The sequence below is a fragment of the Brucella sp. genome, from assembly GCF_032066345.1.
Taxonomy (GTDB): Bacteria; Pseudomonadota; Alphaproteobacteria; order Rhizobiales; family Rhizobiaceae; genus Brucella; species Brucella pseudogrignonensis.
On sequence record NZ_DAMBKZ010000006.1, the window covers coordinates 165,768 to 189,988 of the forward strand.

Genomic DNA, 24,221 nt, shown 5'->3' on the forward strand with positions numbered 1-24,221 from the left:
AAGCTGCGTCCGGTCGCTTCCTGGTTCGATCAGGCGGAGAAAGCTGCGCGCGGCATCAATGAGATGCACGGCAATCATCAGCTATCGACGCAGATCCTACGTCCCTTGGATTGATAAAATCAAAGCGCCGCAGGCGCAGCTCTTCCGGCTCAGTTTCGATGGGCCTTCTTTTGCGCCTCGCGTGGGCTCATTCCGAATTGGCGCCGAAAGGCTGTGGCGAAGTTTTCTGGACGCGTATAGCCCGCGAGCAAACTTGCGCGTGAAACAGGCACTTCTCCTGAAACAAGCGCATGATAGGCAGTGTCGAGACGAGACCTGCGGATATAATCGAAGACGCTTGCACCCTCGCAAAGTTGAAACAACCGTTGCAGGCTGCCCGAATTGATACCGGCTGCGCGGGCTATCGTCGGCACATTGAGCGGTTCCGCAAGGTTCTCGGCAATGAAATCCTTTGCGCGCGCAAGCCGCAAACGGTCGAGCCGGTTTAAAGCAGGTGTCGACGGCTGCTGTGGTGCTGCCCGCGTCATCGCGCAAAGCGCCTCCGCCACGATTTCAACGGCACGGCTCTCAAAGAACAGCTTTCGCAAAGCGGGCGTCAAATGTGGTGGCATGACAATCTGCTGCAACAATTGAAGGGTTCGCGGCGTTACGGTCCAGTGATGACTGGCAAGATGATCCCGCAAAAAATGGGGGGTGTCACCTTCTGAGGCGGTCTGCAATCCGTCAATATCCAGCCATTCCGGTGTGGCCGAAACCACCAGATGCCGCAATCGCTGGCCGCCAGGCGAACTGCGCTGAAAGCTATCTGCGCGGGCATTCATGATCGCTGTACCCTCCAGAGCCTGAGCGTTTCCCTCAAAATGGAACGCTCGTTCGCCCATTTTCATATCGACTGCGCCGTCGAGGAAGAAAATACAGGAAAGACCGGCCGGTAAATGCGAGGAGGCAGTAAATGCCCGTTCCTCCGATGCGTCGCTCACATGCAAGAAAAGCCCCGGCCGCAATTCTTCATGAATGAACTGTCCCTCGATCAAGGTGTCTTCGGGTGAAAGCCGGTCGTCCGGACTTTCCAATGTCACGCCATCCCGCTGCAGAAAATCACGTACCAGCAGCTTCTTATGACTCGCGTCAACGGATGGTGCCGGAAGTGCGTGTTGGGGCGATGTCATCAGAAAAAACCCTTCAATGCGATTGCCACACCCGATGTTGCAACCCGCCTGACCCTTCGGTGAGCTCGCATGCTGCCTTGTCTGAACTCAGCCTCACGTTTTTTGCCTCCGGCAAAGGTTTTTCTGTCTTTGCCAAAGCTTGGCGACTTGCGCATAGCTCGATGCTTTCTCTATTCGTAACTTAATATGATTTTAAAGGTCAAGTTTAATCGGTTGTGTTTGCAACCGCTTTATCTGCGGCCTTGAACAAAGCATCAGAACGAGGTTTCCGTGACACAGTGGATTGCTGCCTATCATAATATCAAAAGGGCTCCGAAACGGCATCGCGCCGGACTGTCACGGCTTCTCATGCTCTCGACAGCCATCGGACTGCTGGCAACCCATTCCGCCCTGGCGCAACAACAGGACGAAGCCGCGACAGTGCTCGGAACGATCACCATTGATGCTAAAGGCGAAAGTCCGACGGGCCCCGATCATTCGATCGTCGCCAAGAAAAGCCGCGCTGCATCGAAAACCAGCACTTCTCTGCTGGAAACACCGCAGGCTTTGAGCGTCGTCACCCGGCAACAGATGGATGCACAGGGGGCGGATAGCGTGCCGCAGGCGCTCCGCTATACGCCCGGCATTCTTTCCGAAGCCAATGGATATGACATCCGCTACGACTGGCTCAATATTCGCGGCTTCAACACCTATGGCACCATCTGGATGGATGGGCTCGCACTTCCGGGTGACCCAAGCAGCTACGCAACACCCAGCGTCAATCCCTATGCGCTCGAACGGATCGAGGTTATCAAAGGGCCGGCATCTGTCCTCTATGGACGCACGATGCCCGGTGGACTTGTCAACTATGTCAGCAAACGCCCGCAGCAGACAGCAAGAAATGAGGTCGTGATCGGGACGTCGGCCTTCGGCGGCGTGCAGACATCGGTTGATTCAACCGGGCCGGTAACCAAGGATGGCGACTTTCTTTATCGCTTTGTCGGGCAATGGCGCAACATGCACACCCAGATCGATCAGGAACGGGATCGATCCTTCATGCTGGCCCCGAGTTTGACGTGGAGCCCTTCAACCGATACCTCGCTCACCCTGAGTGGCTATTACCAGCGTGATCGCGCAATCTTCAATCCTCGCTTCTATCCTGCGACAGGGACATTGCTCAAAAATCCCCACGGACAAATCCCGCGCGATCTTTATCTCGGCGACCCTGAAGCCAATCAATTCAACCGCGATTTCTATACGCTCGGCTATCAATTCTCGCACCAGTTCAATGACAACTGGAGCATCCGACAGAACCTGCGCTACAGCCGGTCGAGCCAGGACATGTTTCTTGTGCTGGTCAATCCCGCCTTTGCCTACCAATCCGACGGTCACACACTCAATCGCGCTTCGGGTGCCTCGGAAGATACACTGAGCGCATTCAGCGTCGATACCCAGGCTGAGGCTCGGTTTGAGACCGGCCATCTCGACCATACGCTGCTGTTCGGTCTGGAATATATCAATGCCAGCTCCGATCGCAATTTCGGCAATGCAACGGCAGGTGTGCCGCCGCTCGATTATCTTGATCCGCACTATGGCGGCATTTCCATTGCCTATCCCGCCTACACAGCCTCTGCCTTGCAGAAGCAGCGTCAGCTCGGTGTCTATCTACAGGATCAGATCCGCTACGATCGGCTGATTGCCACTTTGGGCCTGCGTTATGATCGGTCGGAAATCTCCACCTTTAACAGGCGTGCAAAGCCGGAACAGGCCTTTGTCGAGAATGAGGAAGGCCAGGTGTCGGGGAGGGCCGGGCTCAGCTATCTCTTCGACAATGGCCTTGCGCCCTATCTGAGCTATTCTACCACGTTCACGCCTTTACTGGGTGTGGATGCATTCGAAACGCCCTATAAGGCGCAGCAGGCCGGGCAATTCGAAGTCGGGATCAAATATGAACCGGTTGCCCACAACGCCATGGTGGCAATATCGCTGTTTAATCTTGATATCAAAAATGCACTGACGCCCTATCTGACAAGCGGAATTCAGACGGGCTATATTCAGTCTGGCCGGCAGCGGGTCCGTGGCGTCGAACTTGAAGGCAAGATGGAACTGAGCCAGGAAATCGAACTTCTGGGCTCCTATGCCTATTCGCATTCCGAAATACTTGAATCCAATCTCGCCGTCGAAAAAGGCCGCGAAATCCTCAGACTGCCGGAACATCAGGCAAGCATCTGGGTCCGCTATAGCCCGGCCTTTATTCCCGGCCTCTCGCTGAATGCCGGTATCCGCGGCTGGTCCTCCTATCAGACCGACAGCAAATATCTGGAAAAACTTCGCATTCCCGGCCAAACACTGGTTGATCTGGGCGCTGAACTTGATTTTGGCGCCGTCAAGAAGGAGCTCGAGGGGATGACGCTGCGGGTAAACGCCAGCAATCTGTTTGACAGGAAATATGTGTCCCATTGTCTCAACGACACGGGCGGGAGCTGCAATTATGGAGCAGGCCGGGCGATCAATGCCAGCCTGAGATATAGCTGGTGAAGATGCTCGAAACCCCTGGCGCATACCGTAGGTTCATCATCAAGCTGGGGCTTGCCTTTGCAGGCCTCGCTTTGCTGCTGTCTCATCCGGCACGTGCTGAGATCGTCATCACCGATGCTGCCGGCCGGACAGTGCGTCTGGAAGCCCCGGCAAAACGCATTGTCACCAATGAAAGCCTGCTACTGCTGTCACTGGCGCTGATTGATCCCGATCCCGTCTCGCTTATAGCCGGTTGGGCCAATCCGCAACGGATCGACCCGGGCATGTTAGCGGCGTTCCGCGCAAAGTTCCCCGCTATTGACGCGATCCCGACGGTCGGCGCGCTGCAGCCCACGCAGACATCTGTCGAGAGTATCCTGAGCGCCAGGCCGGATCTGGTTGTCATCCATCAGTGGCAACCGGGCTGGCAGGAGATCGTCGATCTGCTTGCATCCGCCGCCATTCCCGTCATCTTCCTGGATGGCCCGGTGAATGACCAACGCTTACCACAGGACGCCACAGCCTTTTCCATCGCACTGCTGGGCGAGGCCATTGGTCGTGCCGCTCCGGCGGCAGACTACGCAAGATTCGTGCGCGATCATTATGCAGCGATCACCGGATCGTTGCAAAATGTCACCACGCGACCCACGGTACTGGTGGATGGATTTGCCAGTTCAAGCTGCTGTTCGACGCCAGGCCGCGATAATCGCATGACCCAGAATATTGCGCTTGCCGGCGGGATCAGCATCGGTGCCAGTGCGGTTGCTGGTTATGAAGGCAGATTGAATCCCGAATATGTGTTGGAAACCGACCCGGCAGTCTACATTGCCACCGGCGTGCCACAAATATCGTCGCAAGCCAGTCTGACAATCGGCGGCAACGTCGCAAAAGATGTGGCACGCAGCTCGCTTAACACGCTGGTCGATACGACAATCCGACGGGACCTGCACGCTGTCGCGCAAAAACGCGTCCATGGGATCTCCCATCAACTGTCGATCTCTGCATTGAATGTGGTGATTTTTGAGTGTTTCGCCAAATGGATTAACCCCGAACGCTTCGCGGACATTGATCCGGACAAGACCCTGGCTGAGATCAACAAGCGTTTCCTCGCGGTAGAGCTCGACGGCACCTTTTTTATCTCCCTGTCTGATGAGCGCTGATTGCCAATGGCAAAGATCGCGGCGACCGAACTCGATCCTATTTTTTAAGTGCAGTTCGGTCCGGCCAGCCGTGCCAGTAGCCTTCTGACTCGCCTTCACGGCTGAGATCACTATTGACGGAAGGCTGTCACGAGCGAAAATATCCAGATCATTCGAACGTGATCTTCAGCCAGCCGCGGTCCGCACTATTTTGTTTTCAATCATTCAATTGCTGCTATCCTGCGATCGCGTTGGTGAATATCAGAACCACTCAAACGCTGAGCCCCGGCAGACTTCACGGTTTGCCGGGGCTTTTGTTGGGCATTCATGCGGGATTGACGCAATCCTGGGTTTTCACGGGATCACGAAGTGCCTATCAGCTTGAAATGTCTCATTCTATCCTCTGGCCTTTTGCGCGTCTTTCTGGGATGATCGGCGGCGCTGTCAACCGAACATCGTTCTGGCGATCGTGCAACCCCGGCCAGGTCGCGCGCTGACCTCCGGGGTTTTTTCTTGCGCTGCAGCTGCGCCAGCTGATGATCGGACACGGTAAAAGCGATATCATCTCGACGCCGCGTGTCAGTCACGGGGTTTATAGCAGAAAGCCATCCACAAGCATTGATGCTCAGTGGCGGAGCGAGGCTCATTTGGGAACAATATGGAGCGGTTTCAGTTAACCTGCTGAAACAATATAAGGAGCTCCGATGTTTAAGAAATCCTGGATTGCGGCTTTCAGTTTTGCTGTTGCTGCAACCTCCTTCACCCCGGTGATTGCTTCGCCTCTGTATCCGACCTCGGATGCAGCTATCAATTCATCACAAGTTCAGCAGGTTCAGCACAGACGAATTATCGACGAACGTCGTAACAATTGGAAACGTTCGCATCGCGACGGATGGCACAATGGTCATCGTGGCTATCGCGAACATCGTCGTGGCTATAAGCGCCATTCAGATGGCTGGTGGTATCCCCTGGCGGCATTTGGAGCGGGCGCGGTCGTTGGTGGCGCTTTGAACAATCAGCGGCCAGCAGCGCGTGGTTATGACAATCGTCATTATCAATGGTGTTCTTCGCGCTACCGCACCTATCGTGCGTCCGACAACACCTATGTCCCAAGTGTTGGTCGCCGTGCCGTCTGTAACTCACCCTATAGCTAAGCGATGCTGATAGAATGGATGCCTCACGACAACCCGTCGTGGGGCATCTATGCGCAATGCCCCGCCTATCGGCACATCATCCTCATCCCGTTCACCGAACTATTGCGCCTTCGCGTTATGAAATAGCAGTTGCCGTGAAGGTTTTGCCTCTGGTCGGATTGGCATAGGGCAACGCGTCTGCGCTTCATCGCTTCAATCGAGCTTCGCTTTGAGATCGGCTTTCCCAAGCGCTATGCATCAATGCCTGTCGCCACTCCGACGCAAGCTGCGCCATCCTCGGTTGTTCTGAGCTCCTATTCAAGACAGCCACGGCTATGCATGTGGGGGGCTGTGCTGCATCCCTGCTTCGTCAAGCGCGCACGACTGTGCCATAAGGGCAGAATTAGTCGCGGATTTCAATCAACGCGATAAGACCGACAGCAACAACAAGCTGCCTGATCAACTGAATGCAGACATAGCGATTGAGAAAAGCAAGTGAGAAGAAGCAGGTGAGCAGAAGTAAGGGGGGCACTCTGGTAAACCGTGATTGCTTGGAGGCAAGTATCACCAGAGTGCAGCGCTTGCAAAATGAATAAAGCAAGCGATATCCGCTTAAACCATAATGGCCTGATGCCAACAATCGTAAGAGTGTGGGAGGAATATCAGGGCTTGCTGCGCTTCGCCCTTGCTGGCATCCATGGTTTTCATCCCTGTATTTTTCCAGTGGTAGTGACCCGGTTGAAAGAAGACACGGACCTGGCACTGTCACCGGCTCGTGCGGATCAAAGGCCGCAGCGGTAGCATGGGAGTGAAATCCACCCTATCTGCGCAGGTGGAATGTCTGTCTGGAACTGGCCCCAATGCCCCCATCAAGCACCGGGACCTATGCGCCTCCGCATCGCCACAAGAGGCAGCATTCGCGTGGATCCATAGCAGTCTCTCATCATTTTAGAAGAAACCCGCCGAAGCCAGGGTCTAATCGGGAGACATGTTTAGCTGTTAGCCTGCACTTAGAAAAACATAAGCGCAATTCGCAAATTGTTGGGTGTTCACCAGCTGAGGACCGCTGAGATGAGGTTAGGCGCAAGATTAAGAGCATCGCCAGTCCCCTGGCAAAGGAAGAGAGGTGTTTGCAAACCACACACCCTGAAAAAATGCGCGTCGCATCAGCGAATATCATGCTCTGGCTTGCCGCAGCATCACCGCGTCGTCTGCCGCTCACCCCCCAGGAAGAAACTCCGCAATCTCGGGATGATCATTCAGGCCGAGGCTTCACCGCAAGGCTCACTTGTCCCCTGAGCCGTTCTCCTGCTTCTTGAACTCCATTGTATATCCCAGTCGAAACAGGACCAAGCCGACATATCGGATTGACGGATTCGTGCCCTCCATGAACAGTTGACTGACGCGGGATCTCGATACACGGAGAAGTTCAGCCAGATCGGAATGGGACATTGCCTTCTCCTTGAGAGCGGTCTTTAAGACCTCTTGAAATGCGATCACGTAATCCTCGGAAATATAGTTCTCGACGTCATCCCATCGCCGCATAATTCTTTTCAACTGTGCCTCCAGCAGACTGTTTGAAATAGGTGGCAAAACGCGAGAGGATCTGAATGAGACCCAATGGCATTTGGGTTCAAATCCTTAAGCTCTTCCTAGGAACAGCGTGTGACTCCCCTCACGGCATTCAATCTGACGCTCTTGCGCTGCGCGGCAAGAAACTTCAGCGACGTCCACGATGTCGCGCTGTATGCCATCATAGAGCTTGATGATGGTTTCTGCCACTGCTCTCCCGCATTCTTATAGTCACTTGATTTCAAGAGTATCGCAGCGCTTGAAAAAATCGCAGCATACGCGCAATTTCTGGCGCACGCCCGCTCAGCGCCTTTGTTTGAAAGAGGATGACCTGGCCTCAAGATCATCGAAAAGTTGTCACCCAATCGATAGCAGTCCTTGGCTGCTCACCTATAGGCCTGACCCGAAGGAACAAGCTGCGCCGTAGCACGTTTCATCTTTTTATGGAGAACGAGATGCGAAAGTCTGTTGTGTTATTTGTGTTGGCGGTGGCAGTTGTGCTCGCGTTCATCGTCGCAACGCCCTATTATTATGGGGCCAGCCCGCAGAACAAAGGTGAACAGTCAGCGCCTGCAAATTAGTCGATCCACTCAAACTCTCTCAAGGCGATCGTGTAAACAAAAGCCTCGGCTTGACCGAGGCTTTTTTTGGTCATGACTGCAATCGCCGCGTGTGGTTTCTTTGATATTTAATCTCTTTCCAAGCCAGCATTGTTACGAGATAGCTCAGAGCGGCGATGATAATTCCTTCAATGATCAGAAAATAGAGCATAATCCCCTCCTAGGCTTGCATTCTTCCGCCGCCAGATCTTTTACTGCTCATCCAGGGAAGTGCGACATCTGGCTTTTCCAGAATCCCACGTTTGCTGGCGAAGCCCCGAATGGCGCCTTCTGCTGCATCGACTGGTTTGAGGCCGTCGTGAGCATCGCAGCACGCCTTCCACGCTGTCTCATGGATCAAATCGCGGTCGTGCTCGGGCCATTGATCGAGAAAATCAAAAGCGTCCCCGAGACTGGCAATCTCGCGAACAAGAAAAGGGCCGTCCTTCACGAAAACAGGACTGTCAAACAAACGGTCGCTCATCGAAACCTCCATTTGATCGAACGTGTTAAGTCGGATTGACGGTCTCGATTTAGGAATGCGTTCTTAAGTTTCAAGATCTCCATCGAGTAAAATCGCCTGATAAAACAAGAGGGGAATTGCACGCATAGACGCGAGGCTTCGGGCTTTCTGGCGGTAGCAGATTGCATGGTCAAGCCATGGACTGCGGGAGCGGCACCTCCCACCGCACCAATCACTCTTCAGCTCACCATCCTCATATCGATAAAGCTGTGGTGGGTCTCATACCAAATCCTTTTGAGAACAGATACCGGTAACAAATTCGCGCCGGCTCCCACGATAAGACCGAGTGCATTTGCGGTACAGGCAGCGCGACGAAGGGCCATGCTTTGCAAGAGGATTCATCGCAGCAAAATTCCGCCGACCATGCCTGCGATCAGCATAAAACTGCGGGCATACCGAAGCCGGACCATCTGATGAGCATTGTAGAAATTTCCCGGTTCTTCTCAGGCAGCTGTGTTCATGGTCTCGCTGCCGCAGGCGGACAAGCTCGGATATTCCCTGATAAAATCAGATTGTGGCCACCCTTCTTGTATCAGGAAAGGACCGGCTGATGGTATCAACGCCTCGCGAGGCCAGCAGCGAAAGCGTATCCATCGAGCATTGGGACCACCCGAGGAAGCTATGATGCTGCGCGCGGATTGTCAGTGCTGGAACGCAGAGCTCCGCTTGCTGCCCGGCAGATTGTGGTTGCAGCGATGCTGCTGGAGAAGTCCTTGACCGCAGATCCCAGTGATTGTCAGGCTGTCAGTATCCGCCACCCTAAAAACCCCGGCAGCGGGTTGTTTATCGCCGCCTAGCAGAACCATTCTGCCGCATCATGCCCGCGATATTTCCGCAGGATTTGCTCCTTGTTACGGTGTTTTTAAAATCTTTGTTCAAACACGATTGGAATTCAGCACGGAAGACTTCTCTCCTCTACTATGCTGTTTGATGTGCAATGTCCTGACATGAAGTGTGGTTGATATGAACGAAATAGAGATTCTTGCCGCTTTGGTCGGCTTCCCATCCGTTGTTGGGACCAACAACAATGCGATTGTCGACTGGATCAGTTCCTATGCAAAATCGGTCGGTGCTGACGTCTCTGTGTTGACCGGACCGGAGGGGGACAGGGCTAATCTGTTGATGAGCATCGGTCCACGCAATGTACCGGGCTATGTTCTTTCTGGCCATACTGATGTTGTTCCTGCGCAAGAGGCAGAGTGGGTGACGGATCCGTTCAAACTGCACAGGGCCGGCGACAGGCTTTACGGACGCGGTACCACCGACATGAAAGGCTTTCTGGCCTGTGCGCTTGCAGCTCTGCCCATGCTCGCCTCCATGGCACTGAAACGGCCGGTTCATCTGGCCTTTTCTTATGACGAGGAAGCGGGTTGTCGGGGTGTTCCACATCTGCTCAAAGCGCTTCCAGATCTTTGTGCAAAGCCAGTCGGAGCGATCATTGGCGAGCCGAGCCAAATGCAGCCTGTCCGGGCCCATAAGGGGAAGGCCGCGGCGCGGCTTGAAATCATTGGCCGATCGGGCCATTCGTCGCGGCCCGATTTGGGATTGAATGCCGTGCATGCCATGGCAGGCGTGATTTCGAAAGCTGTCGCCTATGGGCGCAGTTTGGAAACCGGACCAGCCGACACCGATTTTGAGCCGGCCTCATCCACGTTGCAGTTTGGTGTCATCTCTGGCGGACAGGCGGTGAATATCATTCCTGATCGCTGCACGGCCGATATTGAAGTGCGGACAATTCCTGATGTGTCGGCCATCGCCTTGCTGGAACCGGTAAAGGCCGAATTATACGCTTTGCGCGACAAAGGCTTTGACGTTCTGTGGCACCCATTAAGCGCTTATCCAGCCTTCGCGATCTCAGATCAGAACCCACTCGCGGAGCTGATGGTCGCGCTGACGGGACAACAGACCGTGGCCGCCGTCAGCTATGGCACGGAAGCGGGTCTGTTCCAACAGGCAGGCATTGATGCGATCATCTGTGGGCCCGGTAATATCAGTCGCGCGCATCGTCCAAATGAATATATCGAATTGGCAGAAATGCAGGCCTGCAAGCAAATGATTGAAGGCCTTGCCGCGCATCTGGTCTCCTGAATCCGCAAGGCTGCGGAAATCACGCCAAGAGGCTTCTTTAACATGCATCGCGCAGAGCTTCGATGCTCGATGCGCCAGATTATTGCATCGGGTTGCCGGGTGCGGCTCTTCAGCTTGAGCGCATTTCAAACCTGCCCGCAAGTCAGGGCCGCTTTGAGCAGAATAATCGGCCGCTTTAGCCCGTTTGACGCAATTGCCCTCCGTCAGCCGGCCATTTTCAACCGAAAATGCGGCACGCCTTGCACTAGGCTTGAGGAGACAAATGCGAGGTGCGACATGACATTAAGCTTCGACCCCAAAACGCTTGAACTGCCGGTTTATCATTTTATCGGGGGGGAACGTCTGGATGCGACGGGCGGGCTAGAAATACACCGACCGTCGGATGGTAACCTTTATACCAGCTGCCCGATCGCCGATGAGATGCTGGTCGATCGCGCCGTCCAAAGCGCCAAGGAAACCTTGAAATCAAGCGGTTGGGCGGATAGTCGACCGCGGGAACGGCTGAATGCCATGCACCGCTGGGCAGACCTCATCGAACAGGAAGCGCTGGCACTGGCCCGGATGGAAGCGGTCTCCTCAACACGGCCCATTGCGCAGCTTATTGAAGGGGACATCGCCGTTACCGCTGAACAGATCCGTTTCTTTGCAGAATTTGCGGACAAGGAAGGCAGTGAGGTCGCCCCAACCAGCACCAACAGCTTTGGCATGACGTTAACAGAACCCTACGGCGTTATTGGGGCGATCACACCGTGGAACTTTCCGATTTCGATGGCGGGCTGGAAGCTTGGCCCGGCACTGGCGGCGGGCAACGCAGTGGTTCTCAAGCCGTCAGAAATCACACCCTTTACCACGCTTTATATGGCAGAACTCGCCGTTAAGGCTGGCATTCCCGCGGGCCTTATCAATATTGTTCTGGGGGATGGCCCCACCACTGGCAATGCCATCACCGGTCATCCGGATATTGCCAAGGTAAGCTTTACCGGATCAACAGCGGCAGGCGCGGCGATTATGGAAAATATCGCGCGCTGCGGTATCAAACCGATGACGCTGGAGCTTGGCGGAAAAAGCCCGCAGGTCGTGTTCGCCGATGCGGATATTGAACTGGCCGCTTCCGCTATCACCCGTGGAATTCTCAGCAATGCCGGACAGGCCTGCGTTGCTGGTTCGCGCGTCATTGTTGCAGAAGAAATTGCTGACGCTTTGAGCGAGGCGATCGCCTGTCATATGGCGAAAGTCACTCCAGGGGTGACCTGGGACGAAAAGACCCAATATTCGCCGATAATTTCCGAACGCCAGATCTGCCGTATCGACGAAATCGTGCAGAAAGCCATCCGACATGGCGCTCAAAAGGTTGTGGGCGGTAAAAGGATGGATCGCGACGGCTATTTTTATGAGCCGACGCTGCTTCGCGGCGTCGATGCAAGCTCTCCAGCTGTGAGCGAAGAAATCTTCGGTCCTGTTCTGACGATCCAGACATTCCGCGAGGAGGATGAAGCGCTGGCGCATGCCGATCATCCAACCTACGGATTGGCAGCAGGTTTGTTCACACGTGATTTATCGCGTGCAATCCGCGTTACCAAGGCTTTGCAGGCAGGCACCATCTGGATCAATCGCTATGGCCGTTCGCGCGATCATATCTTGCCAACCGGCGGTTACAAGAGCTCAGGGATTGGTAAAGATCTCGGGCGCGATGCCTATATCGCAAATCGCAAATCGAAAAGCGTGCTGATTGACCTCTAAAGTGCCTTACATATCCTGCGCGAAAATTCTTGGGACTTGCTGATTGCAGCAGCTGATAACGACAGGACGCGCGCGATTGCAACGCTCGACGCGCAAGATCGCGAAACGGTGTTGGCAAGGACGAAACGGAGATGAAAAGCCCCGTCTGGCCTGCAACGGCAAAGATCAACAAGCCGTTGCCGATCGGCGAACATCAGACACGAAAAACGGCGGTTTAACCGCCGCTTTTTCTCGCCGTTACGCATCCAAGCCTGTCGAGGCTCTTTGCGAAGAGGCCGGCCGACGGTCAGACGTCAGGACTGGGTGTTGAGGCAATATCAGCACGACGAAAGACCGTTTTAAGGTCGCTTAAGATGGGGCTTGCCCATCCGCATTAGCCGATGGTCGGGTGTTGCCTGCAAAAGGCTTCCTCTTCGGCTTTGGCAGCAAGCCTTCCCGTTGCGCTTTCTTCTTCGCGTCTTTTCGAGCCCGGGCGATAGCCGCTTCCTTCTCGCGAATGCGTTTTTCGGAAGGCTTTTCAAAGGCCCGGCGGGCTTTCATTTCACGGAAAACACCTTCACGCTGCAGTTTCTTTTTCAGAACGCGTAGGGCTTGATCGACATTGTTATCTCGGACAATAACTTGCACAATATCTCCTTTGTTGGCTTATAATAGTGAATCTCGGGCGATCCTCGCCGCCCTCAATCGCTCGGTTTTTGCAGAGGCCGCTGATTTTTCTTCATCCACAATGGCCTTTGCGGTGCGATCCGTTCGTGACTTCACGGTCGCGGGATGCTTGATAAGCGGCTTGAACAGCGTCTCATTCGGATATTCTACGGTCACTGCATAACTCTCCATGTGAAAACCAAACATGTAGCGCATGGGCTCAGCGCTTAAACGCCTGATAGCGTCGACATTTACAATCCTACCGATCCCAAGGTTAATCTCCTCGGATCGCAACCATTGACACCTCATCATGAATTCGACGCGCAGGCCAACAAAAAAGGGCCGAGCGTGCACTCGACCCCTTAAAAGTAAACCTCTTTCATCTCTGCCAGTACATCCGTGGTCAGAGGAAAGAAGAAAACCTATTAAGCAGCTTGCAGATTGCAGGCCGACATTTTGCCCGATTTCATATCGCGCTCCAGATCAAAGCTGAGCTTTTGACCTTCGAAGATTTCGCGCATTCCGGCGCGCTCAACGGCAGAGATATGAACAAAGGCGTCAGAGCCGCCATTGTCAGGCTGAATGAAGCCAAAACCTTTTGTTGAATTAAACCATTTAACTGTGCCAATAGCCATGATGAACCCTTTCGGTGAAATAAAAAAACAGCAAACGTCGCGATGACGCTAAGTGGAAACGATTTTTAAAGGGGGGTTCGATCAAGACGCGGTGCTAAACGCGCAATAAGCAAAACTCAACAAGAAAATATCGATGCTCAATACATAATATATGGATTGGAACTTGTCAAGTTATATTAAGGCGGCGCAAAATTTAGGATATTAGTCTGAACGAATACATATTCGGATTTGTATTTCACCACATCCCAAGTTGGGCGAGCCCTTGCACAAGATGCGCTCACCCAAATCAGACCGAGTGGATCACATCGTACAAAATGCCAGGCGGGGTGCAGGGAAGGCAGCGATATCAGCGCGATGGTCGCGCATCAAACCGGTCATGAAATTCTGCAAAACCAATTTAGACTGCTCAGAAAGCGGCTCGGGTAGCGGCTTTAACCTCGAGGTAACATACCCAGCTCTCGCCATCATCTGGTTGAGAATGCGGTTGTTGCCGTGACAACCGGCGAGATGTGTCGTGGAAGACATGATGTCCTCCTTTCAGATTGCGGGTCAGGATCATTGAATCCCCGCCAGCATGCCCAAGAAAAATGTAGGGCTGGCCATTCAGACTTATAGTGTGCGGCTAAAATAGCAAGAAGACAATTGGGGTAACTTAGAGGCATGATCTGCGTGACAACTCAAAACCAATACATGCATTCAGCATAGGAAAGCCGGACTAAATAGCCGGCAAACTGGCCTTTGCTCACACCGCCTTGGCAAAGAGTGCAGGTGCTGCAACTTGGGTCTGCCACCCGCTCATGGAGCCTCCATTCTCCGAGCTGTGCTGCGGCTCAGTCTTTAATGTTCGGCAAGCTCGAACGTCAAAGCGCTGTGGTTTAAGTTGTAATGGAGCAGTCCCTTATCAAATTCGATTGCAACGCACCGTCCTCGAGCTGAGTCGGTGCCCGGTCCTCGCCTTCGCTGCCGTCGAGTACGGCCGCGTAATCGGCCTCAAGCGACTTGGCGCGATGGCTTCACCATAACAATCCGTCTTGAATAGTGCCTTGGCTGATGTGGGAACTCACTTTCTAAAGCCGCTGCATGCCACGGCTATTCCTCTCTCATGCCAATGCAAAAAACCGCTGAATACGGCGTGAGTGCCGACTGTGTCGGCCCTTTTCGACGGCCACAATGATCCTCTCCCCGATCCTGGAAACAAAGGCTGGAAAGGCGATATCGGCTACGATCGGCCTTTGCTAGTTACCGGTGGGTTGAGTGGCGCCGGGTACATGGTCGGTCGGGATAATGCTTCGGCCTTGCTCGTATCGGGCGATCATCACCAGAGCACCCAGCGCGGCGATGACCGGTATTGCGATGCACAATATCCGCAGAACCGCGCCGACAATTTGAAAGAAACTGTGCGATCCCTGTCTCATGCTGCAATCCTAACAGCAAAGTCGTTAACTGAATACAAAGCGAGCCTTTAACCATTAAGGCAGCTGACGGAGGCGCAACCGAACCGCGAATAGGCGCATGCGCGGATTCACCATGCTGCTGGCCTGATCCGTATCAAAGCTATCGGAAAGGCATCGCGCGGCCCTCAATAAGCAGAGGCAAGAGCCGCGACTGCAGTCATTGGGGATGCCGCTGGGTTGAAATCGCGCTGAAGGCCTCGCTGATAGCATCGATCGCTTGTTTAAAAAAAAAGGAGCGTCTGGCGGCTCCTAGGGGCTTCTATTAGCGGCATTTTGACGGCGCGGTCGACCTTCACAAAGCCTGCTTGTCTTCTTCGCATGGGTTTAACCCCTTGGCTGGCCTCATATCGGGGTGAGGAAAGCGCATTTTGCGCGCTCGTTGAACAATCGAAGCTCAACCTTTCCAATGCGAGGTCGCAGCGATCGATCATCAAGACTGCGCGGTGATTGCCCGGTGCTGGACAAAAAAAGCCGCCCGGATTTCTCCGGACGGCTTTCAAACTCTCACACCGTGATGATTAGAATTTGTAGGCAACACCAAGACGAACTTCGTTGGTCTTGAACTTGTCGCGCACACCAGCATCCGGAACGCCAAAGTCGAAATCCTTATGACCGTAATCGGTATAACGATATTCGAGACGCACGATAACATTGTCGGTTGCCGCGTAATCAACACCTGCGCCAGCCGTCCAGCCGGTCAGCGTCTTGCTCTGCGACACGCTCACTTCGTCAATGCCATCTGTCGAAGACAAGGTGTTCTTCACGCTACCAAATGCAACACCACCTGCGATATATGGCAGGAAGCGATCCATTGCGACACCTGCACGGGCGCGAACTGCACCCGACCAGCGCAGCTTGCTCTCAAGGCTGTCGGTCACACCAAGATCAGTTTCCGAATAGCTGTCCTTGAGGTTGTTATAGGTGACGTCACCGTCAATACCCAGCACGAAGCTGTTGCCGAGATCGAAATTGTAACCGGCATAAAGACCGCCGAGGAAACCATCGGGCTTCACGTTGATCGCGGTGAATTCATTGCTGAAGCGCGACTTGCCCCAGCCATATCCGATCTGGCCACCGAGATAACCGCCGGTCCAGGAAAACACCGGAGCGGCAACCACTGGCACTGGCTCTTCATACTGAATGGCATCGGCAGCCTGTGCGCCAAATGCACCAGCAAGAATAACGGTCGAGGCAAGAAGAATGGACTTGATATTCATTTCTGATCTCCCAGCTCCCTTAAGAGCCCAAATTGTTCACTCACTTCAAGGTAGTGCATTGCACCAGAATGTCTGTAGCAACATGGCAACACCACCTACTCAAATGCGCGGTCTATATTTGACTTGGAAAAAACATCGCCAGGCCCTCAATCATGCGTTGCCTTCTGACCGATGCAGCCCCTGTGCGCGTGGCTCTGCCCGGCCTTGCTCAAAGGCGCTGGGCGCAAGACTGCATTCAGGCCCGCAGGTGAAACTGTTCTGGTCGGCTCATGCTGGAGAGCGCGGCAGGCCGCGACAGCCAACTATTGGCTCCCAGCCATGCCGGGCAGGCTCTGTGTCGACGTCAGGGCACCGGAAAAGAACGCTAGATTTGCGGCGGCAATCAATGCAGCCGTGTGCGCATCAGTCTGTGCCAATCGGGCGTCCAGCAGCCCATTATTGGTTTCATTCACCGTGGTGATGGTCCCAAGCCCATTGCGATAGGAATCGAGCGCGGCATCAAAGGCTGTGGCCGAGGTCGAAACCAGCACCAGCGCCGCCTTGTTGGCGGCAAGCGCCGTCTTCAGAGCATTGGAGGCCAGGACGATTTCGGCAACCGCATCGAGCTGGATATTGCGGAAGGTTTCACCCGCAGCATCCTGGGTCGATTGCGCCTGCTTGAGCTGCGCTGCTCGCAGACCGCCGTCGTAAAGCGGCATGGTGGCCCCAACCAGAATGCCAGCCCCCGACGACTGATTGCCGATCGAGGGCAAGCTGCCCGCATCAAAGCGGTTCGAACTTGACGACAGCGCGGCCGACACAAAAACCTTCGGCATAAATTCCGCCTGCGCCGCCTTGATGCCGGCCTTGCTCGCCTGCAACGCAGCATAGCTTGCAATCACATCCGGACGCCGTGACAAGGCGCTCTCCAGCATCCTTTGCGTGACGCCGTCAAATGTGGAGGGCAGCGCCCGGCGCGCCGAGCTGTCAATGTTGATTTTCAGCATGGCATTCACGCCCATGGCAGCCAGCAGTGCCTGGTAGGTATTATCCTGCTGTCCCTGCGCCTTCACCAGCCGCAGTTCAGACTGCGCAACCTGCTGGCGGGCAAGCGCCAGCTCGATGGTTGTGGCGCGTCCCTCATTGAGCCGCGCCTGAACCGCCGCCAGTACCGACTTGGCATTGCGCAGGGTCTGTTCAGCGATCCGGTGACCCGCCACCGATGCGCCATATTCGTAATAGGTGCGGCTCACATCAAAAATAAGCTTCTGATGCATGGCATTGAAGGTGACATTGGTCGCAAAGGAGCCCTGTCTTGCAACCTCCACCAGCGCATTGCGCTGACCAAAATCAAACACCAGCCATTGCAGCGCCAGCGCCGGGGTAACCCCTTTCAGCGTCGTGTCCACATCCCGTCGCCCGATGAGCGGAACGTCGACCGGGGTGCTTGTCTTCTGCACGCCACCAATTACATTGGCGGTGAGAACAGGCAACAGCGTGGCTTCCGCCATCCCGACCCCAAGCGCGGCCTGACGCGCCTTTTCCCAGGCATTGCGCGTGGTAGGATTGCTGCGCTGCGCCAGATCAATCAGTTGCGCGAGATCATAGGAGGGGCGGGTGTCGATGGCAACCGGACTTGCAATCAGAGCTAGCTCGGGATTGGCCGGCACACTGAAATCCTTGCGCTCGGCCAAGGATTGTGACGCGGCGGTTTTTAGACCCGGCTCCTTTGCGGCTTGCCAGGGTTGGTCAGCGGCCGAAGGCGCAAGCTTGAGGGCATCCACCGCACATCCCGCAACAGCAAGGCTCGCACTCAAAGCCCATGCGACAAACAAGAGCCTGGTGCTGCCTCTCATGCCCGCTCACCCGCAACCAGTGCTTCCAGACGTTCGAGACGCGTGCCGATCTGATTTCCCCCCGGATCCCTCGTCAAGCCTTCTGCAGCCTGCGATGTGTTAAAAAGACCAATTTCGTTGAAAGCCGCCTGTTCAATGCCCAGCGCCAGCGCTTCGAGCCGCCTGGCACTGTCATCAGCCTCTCCTTCACAGAAATAGACGTCCTTGTTGAGCGAGGCAAGTTGATCGCTCAGGCTCTCAAAGGTTTTTTCCATCGCCTCTGATGGTCGCAATCGCAAGGGTTCAAATGGCAGCAGATAAAAGCAATAACGCACCTCGCCCAAAAGCTGCTCTACCTCGGCTGCGGTGGTGATCATCTCCATGCGGGTAGCGGCAGGACAGGCGGCAATCTGTGCGATTTTTCTCGCGGCCTGTGCCAGATGCTGCCTTATCACGGTGACAACCGGTGCCGGCCAGATCAGGGTCGAGACGAGATAGACTGCAAGATTTCCGACCAGAACACCAAGAATACGGTCACGCGCGGTATCCATATCGGTGGTGGGACCAAATCCTTGCAGGACCGTCAAGGTGAAGGCGAGGCCGATTTGAACCCCGGCATAGGACAGCTTTTCGCTTCCCCCCGCAACCCAGGCGGCCAGCAGGGCGACAAAGAAGACCAGCAGCATCAGACCGCCAACGCTTTCCATCTGCGGCATCAGGAAGATAATCGAGGCGACGCCAATCACCGCACCAATCAGACAACCCGCGATCCGCAGCGCAAGCTTGTGCAGCGTGTCGCCGGCGGTTCCCAGCGAGGCGACATAGCAGGTCACCATCGCCGTGTGGATGCCCTGCCAATTGATCGCTGCATAAAACATATAGCACAGAATTGCTGCCAGCGTGGTCTTCAGCGCAAAGCGTTGATAAGCGGGATTTGTGAAAGCATCGGCGGCAAAAAAGCGCTCGCCCGCCCCTTTTTTATAGGAGGGTTCTTGCTGTCCTGCCAGCGTATTCAGCGCCTGACGGATGGCTTTGAAAGGTCCGCAAGGCAGATCGTTCTCGGCAAACCCTGGCGGGGGCAGCGGCTCGCCGCGGTCAAGCGCATCCACCATTGCGTCGATCTCGCCGGCAATGGACTGCCGGCTCTCAACGCTTGCCACTTGCGGAACCGCGCTGACCGCAAATAATAATTGATAGGAGGCGGGAATATCCGCCTTGATCTGTGCTGCATTCTGCTGCGATGTCTGATGCAGGATCTTCACCAGCATTGCCCGCTTGCTTTCGACGTCATTGCCTTCAGCAAGCTTGTCGGTAACAAGCGGCGAGGGGCCATTGAGCAGGGCCTCGCGCGCCAGCAGCAATCTGTCGCGCAATTCCTGGCGCAACAGCCAGACACTCCAGCCTCCAAAATACAGGCTGAAAACCGCAATCACCAGCATCGGCAGGATCGCCATTTCCCAGGCATAGCGCAGCGCAATCGAAATCACCCCATTGACCGGTACCTCGTTGACCAGCGTCAGAATGAAGGCGATGATCAGCGCCACAATGCTGCCGCCCTCACCAAGCTTGCTTGCCGCGCCCAGGAATATGAAGGCGAATGACACCGCGATCATGATTACAATGCGCAGTGATGCCGATTCCACCGTCCATTGGATGATCGGGATCATCAGGGCAATCAGCAGGGTGATGGCAAGGGTTGCGGCGATGGCCACCACCAGGTTTTCTGCGCCATCGGCCTTCATCAGGAAAATTACCAGATAGCAGCTGATCGCCGATTCAGGGATGTTGAACATCATCGCGATCCCCGCAACCAGCGCGCAGACGGCTGCCACCCGCCAGGCCGTGGCCATTCGGCCCGGGAAGGGCGCCAGGTCGCTGACTGTCTCGCGAAGGGCGGCGCTCAGCCCCCGTCTAGCAGGTGCTGCCATCATGCACTGTCACCACAGCCGAGGCGCCCGCTCGCGTCAGATCGGCAGGCGGATCGATCAGTTTCACCCGCACAGGAAAACGCTGCGCAATCCGCACCCAGTTCAGATTCTTCGGCACATAGGGCAGATTGCGCGGAATATTGATCAGCTCCTCCGAGGTCACACCCCAGCCAATGCCTTCCACCCGTCCCTTGATCACCACCGCACTATCAGCGAGAATGCGCACATGCGCGCAAGCGCCGACCTTGATGCCGCGCAACTCCGTCTCCGGAAATGTCGCTGTTGCATACCAGCTGTCGGTGTCAATCAGTGTGAATACCGACTGGCCCGGCGCGATGATCTGTCCGGTGCCATTGGTGATCCCGACCACCCGTCCTGCATGCGGCGCACGCACCACCGCATTGTCGAGATTATGCTGCGCCAGTGCCTGGGCCGCGCGCCGGGCCCGTACCAGAGCCTCGGCGCTGTCAAGCGATCCGACCAGTGTATTGGCGGCCTCCGCCTGTTTGACGGCTTGTGCCAGGCTGATCTGCGCATCATTCCGCAGCGTGGTTGCGTCATCGACCTGCTGGCGTGTGACATAACCCTTGGGGCTGAGCGCCGTCAAACGCTTCAGCGTGACCTCCGCAAGATCAAGATTGGTCCGCGCCCGCGTCACCTGCTGATCGGCGATCAGCGCATTTTGTGTCTCGGCCTTGGTGGCACGACGCTGGGTCTCAAGCGCTGCCTGCGCGATTTCGAGATCGGCTGTCGTCTGCTCCACAATGATACGCAAGGGCTCGGGATCAAGGCTGAACAGCATCTCGCCTTGTTTGACAGCCTGGTTCTCGGCAACATCGATCGACAGAATCCGGCCCGGCACGCTTGCAGCAATATTGACTATGCTCGCGCCGATCACCGCGTCATTGGAAAGCGGGTGGTCATGGGCCTTGCGCAGATAAAGCCAGGCCATCAAAACAGCGATGATCACAATGATGATCAGGATCACAATGCCGGCAAGGCTCAAGGGCTTCTTACTGTAAGCGTTGGTTTCCATACTCACCGACCATAGACGAAAAGAGCAAGACCACAGGCGATCGCAATAACTATCCCCGTATAGGTGATAAGACGAAAGGCCAGAATGTCGTCAAGGCCTGTGCGGATGAAAATAGCCCGCAACACCACCGTGACGATAATCGCGATCCCAAGACACATCATCCAGGATGGGAAATAAGCCCCGAATAAAGCAAATGACGGACCTGACACAGCTTGCGGTCTCCATTGTCCCTGCTGCACGCACCATGCGATACAGCTTCCTGCCCAAGGCCCATGATTACGCAATGCCGGCGCGCGCCGCAAGCCACACAGTGCTGTTTCAGCAATGACTTAAGTACCAGACGCAAAACAAAGATTCCGCTGTCTTGAACAGCCTGTGATCAGCTGATACCTGTTGAGCCACGGGCCTTGCGGTGACGCGTTCGATGTTTCAAAGGGGATGAAAAATGTCTTTTCTGTCAAATCTTCTACCACTGGTTTGTGACCTCTCGCCTTTGCAGGCGCCGCATGATCTTTTTTTCGCATGCACCGCGCTTTTGTTACGCGACGCCAATGCCGGTGCCTATGCCGGGCGGACCATGGAACTGTCGATGGAACTCCCCTATGTGATCGCCTCCATTCCCAAAGGCCACAGCTTCGCCTCAAGCGCCGATGGTCATCAACCCCTGCACTTTGTGAGCGACTACGCAATCTTTGCGATCGCAGTGCCTAATGGCAGCGTGGATGACCTCAAGATCGTCGAAGGCGTCAATGAACAGGGATTGAGCTTTAGTGTGCTCGCTTATGCGGGTGCCTCAGGTCCCGCAGACAATGCCGAAAAGACCAAAGCCATGTTGGCGGCAATCGATCTGGGTGCCTTTGTGCTTGGCCAATGCGCCACGACAGGGGCGGTCAAGGCGAAACTCGCCGAGAACCAGGTCCTTTTGACCGCACTGGCGCCGCTGCATGGGCCGACAACGCCGTTTCATTTTGTCGTGCATGATCGCGCCGGACAATCGCTGGTCATCGAATTCTCCGATAACAAGCAGAATGTCTATGACAATCCGGTCGGTGTGATGACCAATGGTCCTGCATTCCCCTGGCATCTCACCAATCTCAACAATTACACCTTTCTGAGCAATCGCGATCAATCGACCGGAAAATTTGGAGCGCTGACTGTCACCCAGCCCGATTCCGGCATTGCGACCGCAGGCCTGCCTGCCTCCAATACCTCGGTCGGCCGCTTCGTACGCGCAGCTTATTATGCGACTTTTGCGGAAAAGGCCGAGCCGGCCCGGGCTGTGCGCAGTCTCGCCCATGTCATGAATAATTTCGATCGTCCGCGCGGTATCACCATTGACCCGCCCCAGTCAGGTGGCCTTGATATTGAAGGCATTTCCGCAGCACCGGGCCAGGCCTACAAGACCGAATATACCTCCTGGACCGTGCTGGCCGATCTTGGCAATGATCAGTTTTATGTGCGCACCTATGATGCCTTGAATTACATCCGGTTTGACCTCAAGCGTATCTTTGCGGCAGCATCCCTCAAGGTTGTGCCCCCTTGATCAGATCGCCCAGATCGAAACATTGGATGCGACAGAAACCTTGTTGCAGTAGCACTGAGCCGATCCGGTCTGCGTTTGTTCAGTCCCGGATCGCTTTCGCGGCCTTGAGGGGCGGCTACGGGGGGGCAATAATGCGCGTGCCACGTGCGATCTCCGCCTCGGTTTGTCTTGCCAAAGCTGAAAGATCGACGGGCTTGCCTCGAAGTTTGCCGATCGCTGCCATCACCAGATTACGGGCAACATGATCGGACTTGTGCCCCATTCCGCGGATGACATGAAGCTCCGCGCCTTTAATTGCCCGGGCCAATGGCCTGGCGTGAACATCGAGGGAAACGATTTCGTCGCTGTCACCACTGATGATGATGCTCGGCGCCTTGATTTCACAATAATGCGGCGATGCGCCTGCAGCCCAGGCGCTCAGCGCCCCCAGTTCGCGGGCATTATGTCTGAATTGGCGCGGCCGCAGCGCCTGCCAGGCCTTGCTCTGGCCAATATAGGCTTTTGGCAGAGGATTGGGGTCGAACACGGAACGGGTGGCTTGGCGCAGCAGCAAGGCGCCAAAGGGCGGGGCGATAAAAAAACTGAACAAGGCCCCTAGCACCGGCAACCGCGCCACGCTGTTAAACCAGGAAATTCCGCCAACCCACGGATAGGCTGCAGGCGACAAAAAAAGCAGGCCCGAAACCCGCTGCGGATGCCGGACTGCGAAGGCGGCGGCGACCGCACCGCCATAGGAATGGCCGACCATGATCGCCTGCTCGATCCCGCGCTGTTGCATTAAAAGCGCCAGAGCATCGGCTTGCGCGTCCGGAAGCAGCATCGAGGCGGGACCAAATTCCGATTGGCCATGGCCGGGCCGGTCGACGAAGATCATTTCCATCTCTGGCGGACACAGCGCTCTGAAGGTGAAAAGCGGGTCAAGCAGGCTGCAACTGGCGCCATGAATGAACACAACCGTGACCTTCGGGTCTTGCCCGGCAATCACCACACTGCGCAGCCGAAAGCCGCCGACATCCACGTGCTCTTCTTCGTATTTCATCCCCGCATGCCCAATCGATTGCGTTGCAGCCGGTAAAGTCTGCGCGCCGCCGGCGCGTGTTTTGCTGCGCATTTACGATGACAGCCGCATATGCTGGAGAATATGCGCCATATCATAGGGCTTTGCATAAAAGGGAACCGGTGTGTCGAGCATCAATTGCGGGGTGGTGGACAAGCCGGAAACAAGAATGACCTTGATGGCCGGATAGCGGCGCTGGACAAGTTTTGCAAGCGCAACTCCATCTATGGCCCCCGGCATGTCGATATCGGTGAACAGGAAATCGATTGAGGGTTGCGTCGCCAGGATCTCGAGCGCCTGGCTGCCATTGCTCGCTTCAAGCGCAATCATGCCGGCATCCTCAATATCGGCGACCGCGACAAGCCGCAGCACAGGCTCATCTTCAACGACCAGAATTGTCTTGGGGCTTCGCGTCTCAGTGCGCATGTCACAT

General features: G+C 55.4%; 23 protein-coding genes. 8 read left to right on the plus strand and 15 right to left on the minus strand.

All coding sequences use genetic code 11. The annotated features are described in order from the left end of the window. Nucleotides 1-149: 149 nt before the first annotated feature. A complete protein-coding gene (locus tag RT142_RS10135) occupies nucleotides 150-1,169 on the minus strand; it encodes an AraC family transcriptional regulator (protein ID WP_313028483.1) in 1,020 nt (339 codons plus the stop codon). A gap of 270 nt (nucleotides 1,170-1,439) precedes the next feature. Here RT142_RS10135 and RT142_RS10140 point away from each other — a divergent pair, with 270 nt between their 5' ends. From RT142_RS10140 to RT142_RS10150, 3 genes are all read left to right on the plus strand, one after another. After that, nucleotides 1,440-3,686 carry a TonB-dependent siderophore receptor gene (locus tag RT142_RS10140; RefSeq protein ID WP_094544391.1) on the plus strand — a complete coding sequence of 749 codons (2,247 nt, stop codon included), beginning with the start codon at nucleotides 1,440-1,442 and terminating at the stop codon, nucleotides 3,684-3,686. A 2-nt stretch (nucleotides 3,687-3,688) separates the two neighbouring features. Then, on the plus strand, nucleotides 3,689-4,825 hold the full coding sequence (locus tag RT142_RS10145) for an ABC transporter substrate-binding protein (RefSeq protein ID WP_235819141.1): 1,137 nt from the start codon (nucleotides 3,689-3,691) through the stop codon (nucleotides 4,823-4,825). Nucleotides 4,826-5,508: 683 nt separating this feature from the next. Beyond that, nucleotides 5,509-5,958, plus strand: a complete 450-nt coding sequence (locus tag RT142_RS10150; RefSeq protein WP_171380319.1) for a BA14K family protein — start codon at nucleotides 5,509-5,511, stop codon at nucleotides 5,956-5,958. Nucleotides 5,959-7,221: 1,263 nt separating this feature from the next. Here the strand turns inward: RT142_RS10150 and RT142_RS24365 are convergent. Then, a complete protein-coding gene (locus RT142_RS24365) occupies nucleotides 7,222-7,482 on the minus strand; it encodes a helix-turn-helix domain-containing protein (protein ID WP_007880799.1) in 261 nt (86 codons plus the stop codon). A 482-nt stretch (nucleotides 7,483-7,964) separates the two neighbouring features. Between RT142_RS24365 and RT142_RS10155 the strand changes: the two genes are divergently transcribed. After that, nucleotides 7,965-8,090, plus strand: a complete 126-nt coding sequence (locus RT142_RS10155; protein ID WP_268901672.1) for a hypothetical protein — start codon at nucleotides 7,965-7,967, stop codon at nucleotides 8,088-8,090. A 199-nt stretch (nucleotides 8,091-8,289) separates the two neighbouring features. Here the strand turns inward: RT142_RS10155 and RT142_RS10160 are convergent, their stop codons facing one another. After that, complete coding sequence (locus tag RT142_RS10160) at nucleotides 8,290-8,592, minus strand: DUF982 domain-containing protein (RefSeq protein ID WP_171380318.1); 303 nt, start codon at nucleotides 8,590-8,592, stop codon at nucleotides 8,290-8,292. 1,002 nt (nucleotides 8,593-9,594) lie between these two features. On the opposite strand from RT142_RS10160, the gene argE reads away from it, so the two are divergent. Beyond that, nucleotides 9,595-10,719, plus strand: coding sequence for an acetylornithine deacetylase (gene argE, locus RT142_RS10165; protein ID WP_007880797.1), 1,125 nt, complete (start codon nucleotides 9,595-9,597; stop codon nucleotides 10,717-10,719). A gap of 276 nt (nucleotides 10,720-10,995) precedes the next feature. After that, nucleotides 10,996-12,459 carry an aldehyde dehydrogenase family protein gene (locus RT142_RS10170; protein WP_094544387.1) on the plus strand — a complete coding sequence of 488 codons (1,464 nt, stop codon included), beginning with the start codon at nucleotides 10,996-10,998 and terminating at the stop codon, nucleotides 12,457-12,459. 348 nt (nucleotides 12,460-12,807) lie between these two features. Here the strand turns inward: RT142_RS10170 and rpsU are convergent, their stop codons facing one another. The 10 genes from rpsU to RT142_RS10220 all read right to left on the minus strand — a co-directional run bounded on the left by rpsU (nucleotide 12,808) and on the right by RT142_RS10220 (nucleotide 21,397). Continuing rightward, nucleotides 12,808-13,086, minus strand: coding sequence for a 30S ribosomal protein S21 (gene rpsU / locus RT142_RS10175; RefSeq protein ID WP_007880795.1), 279 nt, complete (start codon nucleotides 13,084-13,086; stop codon nucleotides 12,808-12,810). Between the two features lie 18 nt (nucleotides 13,087-13,104). Further along, nucleotides 13,105-13,311 (minus strand): hypothetical protein, encoded by a 207-nt coding sequence (locus tag RT142_RS10180; protein ID WP_374891537.1) that lies wholly within the window; start codon nucleotides 13,309-13,311, stop codon nucleotides 13,105-13,107. A gap of 218 nt (nucleotides 13,312-13,529) precedes the next feature. Further along, a complete protein-coding gene (locus RT142_RS10185) occupies nucleotides 13,530-13,739 on the minus strand; it encodes a cold-shock protein (RefSeq protein WP_171380317.1) in 210 nt (69 codons plus the stop codon). Nucleotides 13,740-14,039: 300 nt separating this feature from the next. After that, entirely contained in the window at nucleotides 14,040-14,264 is a 225-nt protein-coding gene (locus tag RT142_RS10190) for a hypothetical protein (protein ID WP_007880792.1), read from the minus strand. Between the two features lie 710 nt (nucleotides 14,265-14,974). Beyond that, nucleotides 14,975-15,154 carry a hypothetical protein gene (locus RT142_RS10195; RefSeq protein WP_171380316.1) on the minus strand — a complete coding sequence of 60 codons (180 nt, stop codon included), beginning with the start codon at nucleotides 15,152-15,154 and terminating at the stop codon, nucleotides 14,975-14,977. A 557-nt stretch (nucleotides 15,155-15,711) separates the two neighbouring features. After that, nucleotides 15,712-16,410 carry an outer membrane protein gene (locus RT142_RS10200; RefSeq protein WP_007880791.1) on the minus strand — a complete coding sequence of 233 codons (699 nt, stop codon included), beginning with the start codon at nucleotides 16,408-16,410 and terminating at the stop codon, nucleotides 15,712-15,714. A gap of 302 nt (nucleotides 16,411-16,712) precedes the next feature. Continuing rightward, entirely contained in the window at nucleotides 16,713-18,173 is a 1,461-nt protein-coding gene (locus tag RT142_RS10205; protein ID WP_313028489.1) for a TolC family protein, read from the minus strand. Between the two features lie 68 nt (nucleotides 18,174-18,241). Continuing rightward, nucleotides 18,242-20,155, minus strand: coding sequence for an FUSC family protein (locus tag RT142_RS10210; protein WP_171380314.1), 1,914 nt, complete (start codon nucleotides 20,153-20,155; stop codon nucleotides 18,242-18,244). Further along, entirely contained in the window at nucleotides 20,136-21,188 is a 1,053-nt protein-coding gene (mdtN, locus tag RT142_RS10215) for a multidrug transporter subunit MdtN (protein WP_171380313.1), read from the minus strand. Before mdtN ends, RT142_RS10210 begins: the two co-directional genes overlap by 20 nt. Nucleotides 21,189-21,190: 2 nt before the next feature. After that, the gene (locus RT142_RS10220) at nucleotides 21,191-21,397 is read right to left on the minus strand and encodes a YtcA family lipoprotein (RefSeq protein WP_171380312.1); all 207 of its coding nucleotides are present in this window, start codon (nucleotides 21,395-21,397) and stop codon (nucleotides 21,191-21,193) included. Here RT142_RS10220 and RT142_RS10225 point away from each other — a divergent pair. Together RT142_RS10225 and RT142_RS10230 are read left to right on the plus strand one after the other, a co-directional pair. Further along, the gene (locus tag RT142_RS10225; protein WP_268901666.1) at nucleotides 21,382-21,516 is read left to right on the plus strand and encodes a hypothetical protein; all 135 of its coding nucleotides are present in this window, start codon (nucleotides 21,382-21,384) and stop codon (nucleotides 21,514-21,516) included. The genes RT142_RS10220 and RT142_RS10225 overlap by 16 nt on opposite strands. Nucleotides 21,517-21,633: 117 nt before the next feature. Next, nucleotides 21,634-22,731, plus strand: coding sequence for a linear amide C-N hydrolase (locus RT142_RS10230; protein WP_313028492.1), 1,098 nt, complete (start codon nucleotides 21,634-21,636; stop codon nucleotides 22,729-22,731). A gap of 115 nt (nucleotides 22,732-22,846) precedes the next feature. On the opposite strand, the gene RT142_RS10235 is transcribed toward RT142_RS10230, so the two are convergent. After that, entirely contained in the window at nucleotides 22,847-23,842 is a 996-nt protein-coding gene (locus RT142_RS10235) for an alpha/beta fold hydrolase (protein WP_094544381.1), read from the minus strand. Beyond that, nucleotides 23,843-24,214 carry a response regulator gene (locus RT142_RS10240; protein WP_094544380.1) on the minus strand — a complete coding sequence of 124 codons (372 nt, stop codon included), beginning with the start codon at nucleotides 24,212-24,214 and terminating at the stop codon, nucleotides 23,843-23,845. It lies immediately after the preceding gene. Nucleotides 24,215-24,221 lie beyond the last annotated feature (7 nt).

Bases quoted from the DNA above. Each gene is read 5' to 3' on its own strand.
- RT142_RS10235 (WP_094544381.1), bottom strand. From the start codon at position 23,842: ATGCGCAGCAAAACACGCGCCGGCGGCGCGCAGACTTTACCGGCTGCA.
- RT142_RS10145 (WP_235819141.1), top strand. From the start codon at position 3,689: ATGCTCGAAACCCCTGGCGCATACCGTAGGTTCATCATCAAGCTGGGG.
- RT142_RS24365 (WP_007880799.1), bottom strand. From the start codon at position 7,482: ATGCGGCGATGGGATGACGTCGAGAACTATATTTCCGAGGATTACGTG.
- RT142_RS10200 (WP_007880791.1), bottom strand. From the start codon at position 16,410: ATGAATATCAAGTCCATTCTTCTTGCCTCGACCGTTATTCTTGCTGGT.
- argE (WP_007880797.1), top strand. From the start codon at position 9,595: ATGAACGAAATAGAGATTCTTGCCGCTTTGGTCGGCTTCCCATCCGTT.
- RT142_RS10180 (WP_374891537.1), bottom strand. From the start codon at position 13,311: ATGTTTGGTTTTCACATGGAGAGTTATGCAGTGACCGTAGAATATCCG.
- RT142_RS10195 (WP_171380316.1), bottom strand. From the start codon at position 15,154: ATGAGACAGGGATCGCACAGTTTCTTTCAAATTGTCGGCGCGGTTCTG.
- RT142_RS10240 (WP_094544380.1), bottom strand. From the start codon at position 24,214: ATGCGCACTGAGACGCGAAGCCCCAAGACAATTCTGGTCGTTGAAGAT.
- RT142_RS10230 (WP_313028492.1), top strand. From the start codon at position 21,634: ATGTCTTTTCTGTCAAATCTTCTACCACTGGTTTGTGACCTCTCGCCT.
- RT142_RS10185 (WP_171380317.1), bottom strand. From the start codon at position 13,739: ATGGCTATTGGCACAGTTAAATGGTTTAATTCAACAAAAGGTTTTGGC.
- RT142_RS10210 (WP_171380314.1), bottom strand. From the start codon at position 20,155: ATGATGGCAGCACCTGCTAGACGGGGGCTGAGCGCCGCCCTTCGCGAG.
- RT142_RS10170 (WP_094544387.1), top strand. From the start codon at position 10,996: ATGACATTAAGCTTCGACCCCAAAACGCTTGAACTGCCGGTTTATCAT.
- mdtN (WP_171380313.1), bottom strand. From the start codon at position 21,188: ATGGAAACCAACGCTTACAGTAAGAAGCCCTTGAGCCTTGCCGGCATT.
- RT142_RS10135 (WP_313028483.1), bottom strand. From the start codon at position 1,169: ATGACATCGCCCCAACACGCACTTCCGGCACCATCCGTTGACGCGAGT.
- RT142_RS10225 (WP_268901666.1), top strand. From the start codon at position 21,382: ATGACGGACCTGACACAGCTTGCGGTCTCCATTGTCCCTGCTGCACGC.
- RT142_RS10190 (WP_007880792.1), bottom strand. From the start codon at position 14,264: ATGTCTTCCACGACACATCTCGCCGGTTGTCACGGCAACAACCGCATT.
- RT142_RS10160 (WP_171380318.1), bottom strand. From the start codon at position 8,592: ATGAGCGACCGTTTGTTTGACAGTCCTGTTTTCGTGAAGGACGGCCCT.
- RT142_RS10155 (WP_268901672.1), top strand. From the start codon at position 7,965: ATGCGAAAGTCTGTTGTGTTATTTGTGTTGGCGGTGGCAGTTGTGCTC.
- RT142_RS10150 (WP_171380319.1), top strand. From the start codon at position 5,509: ATGTTTAAGAAATCCTGGATTGCGGCTTTCAGTTTTGCTGTTGCTGCA.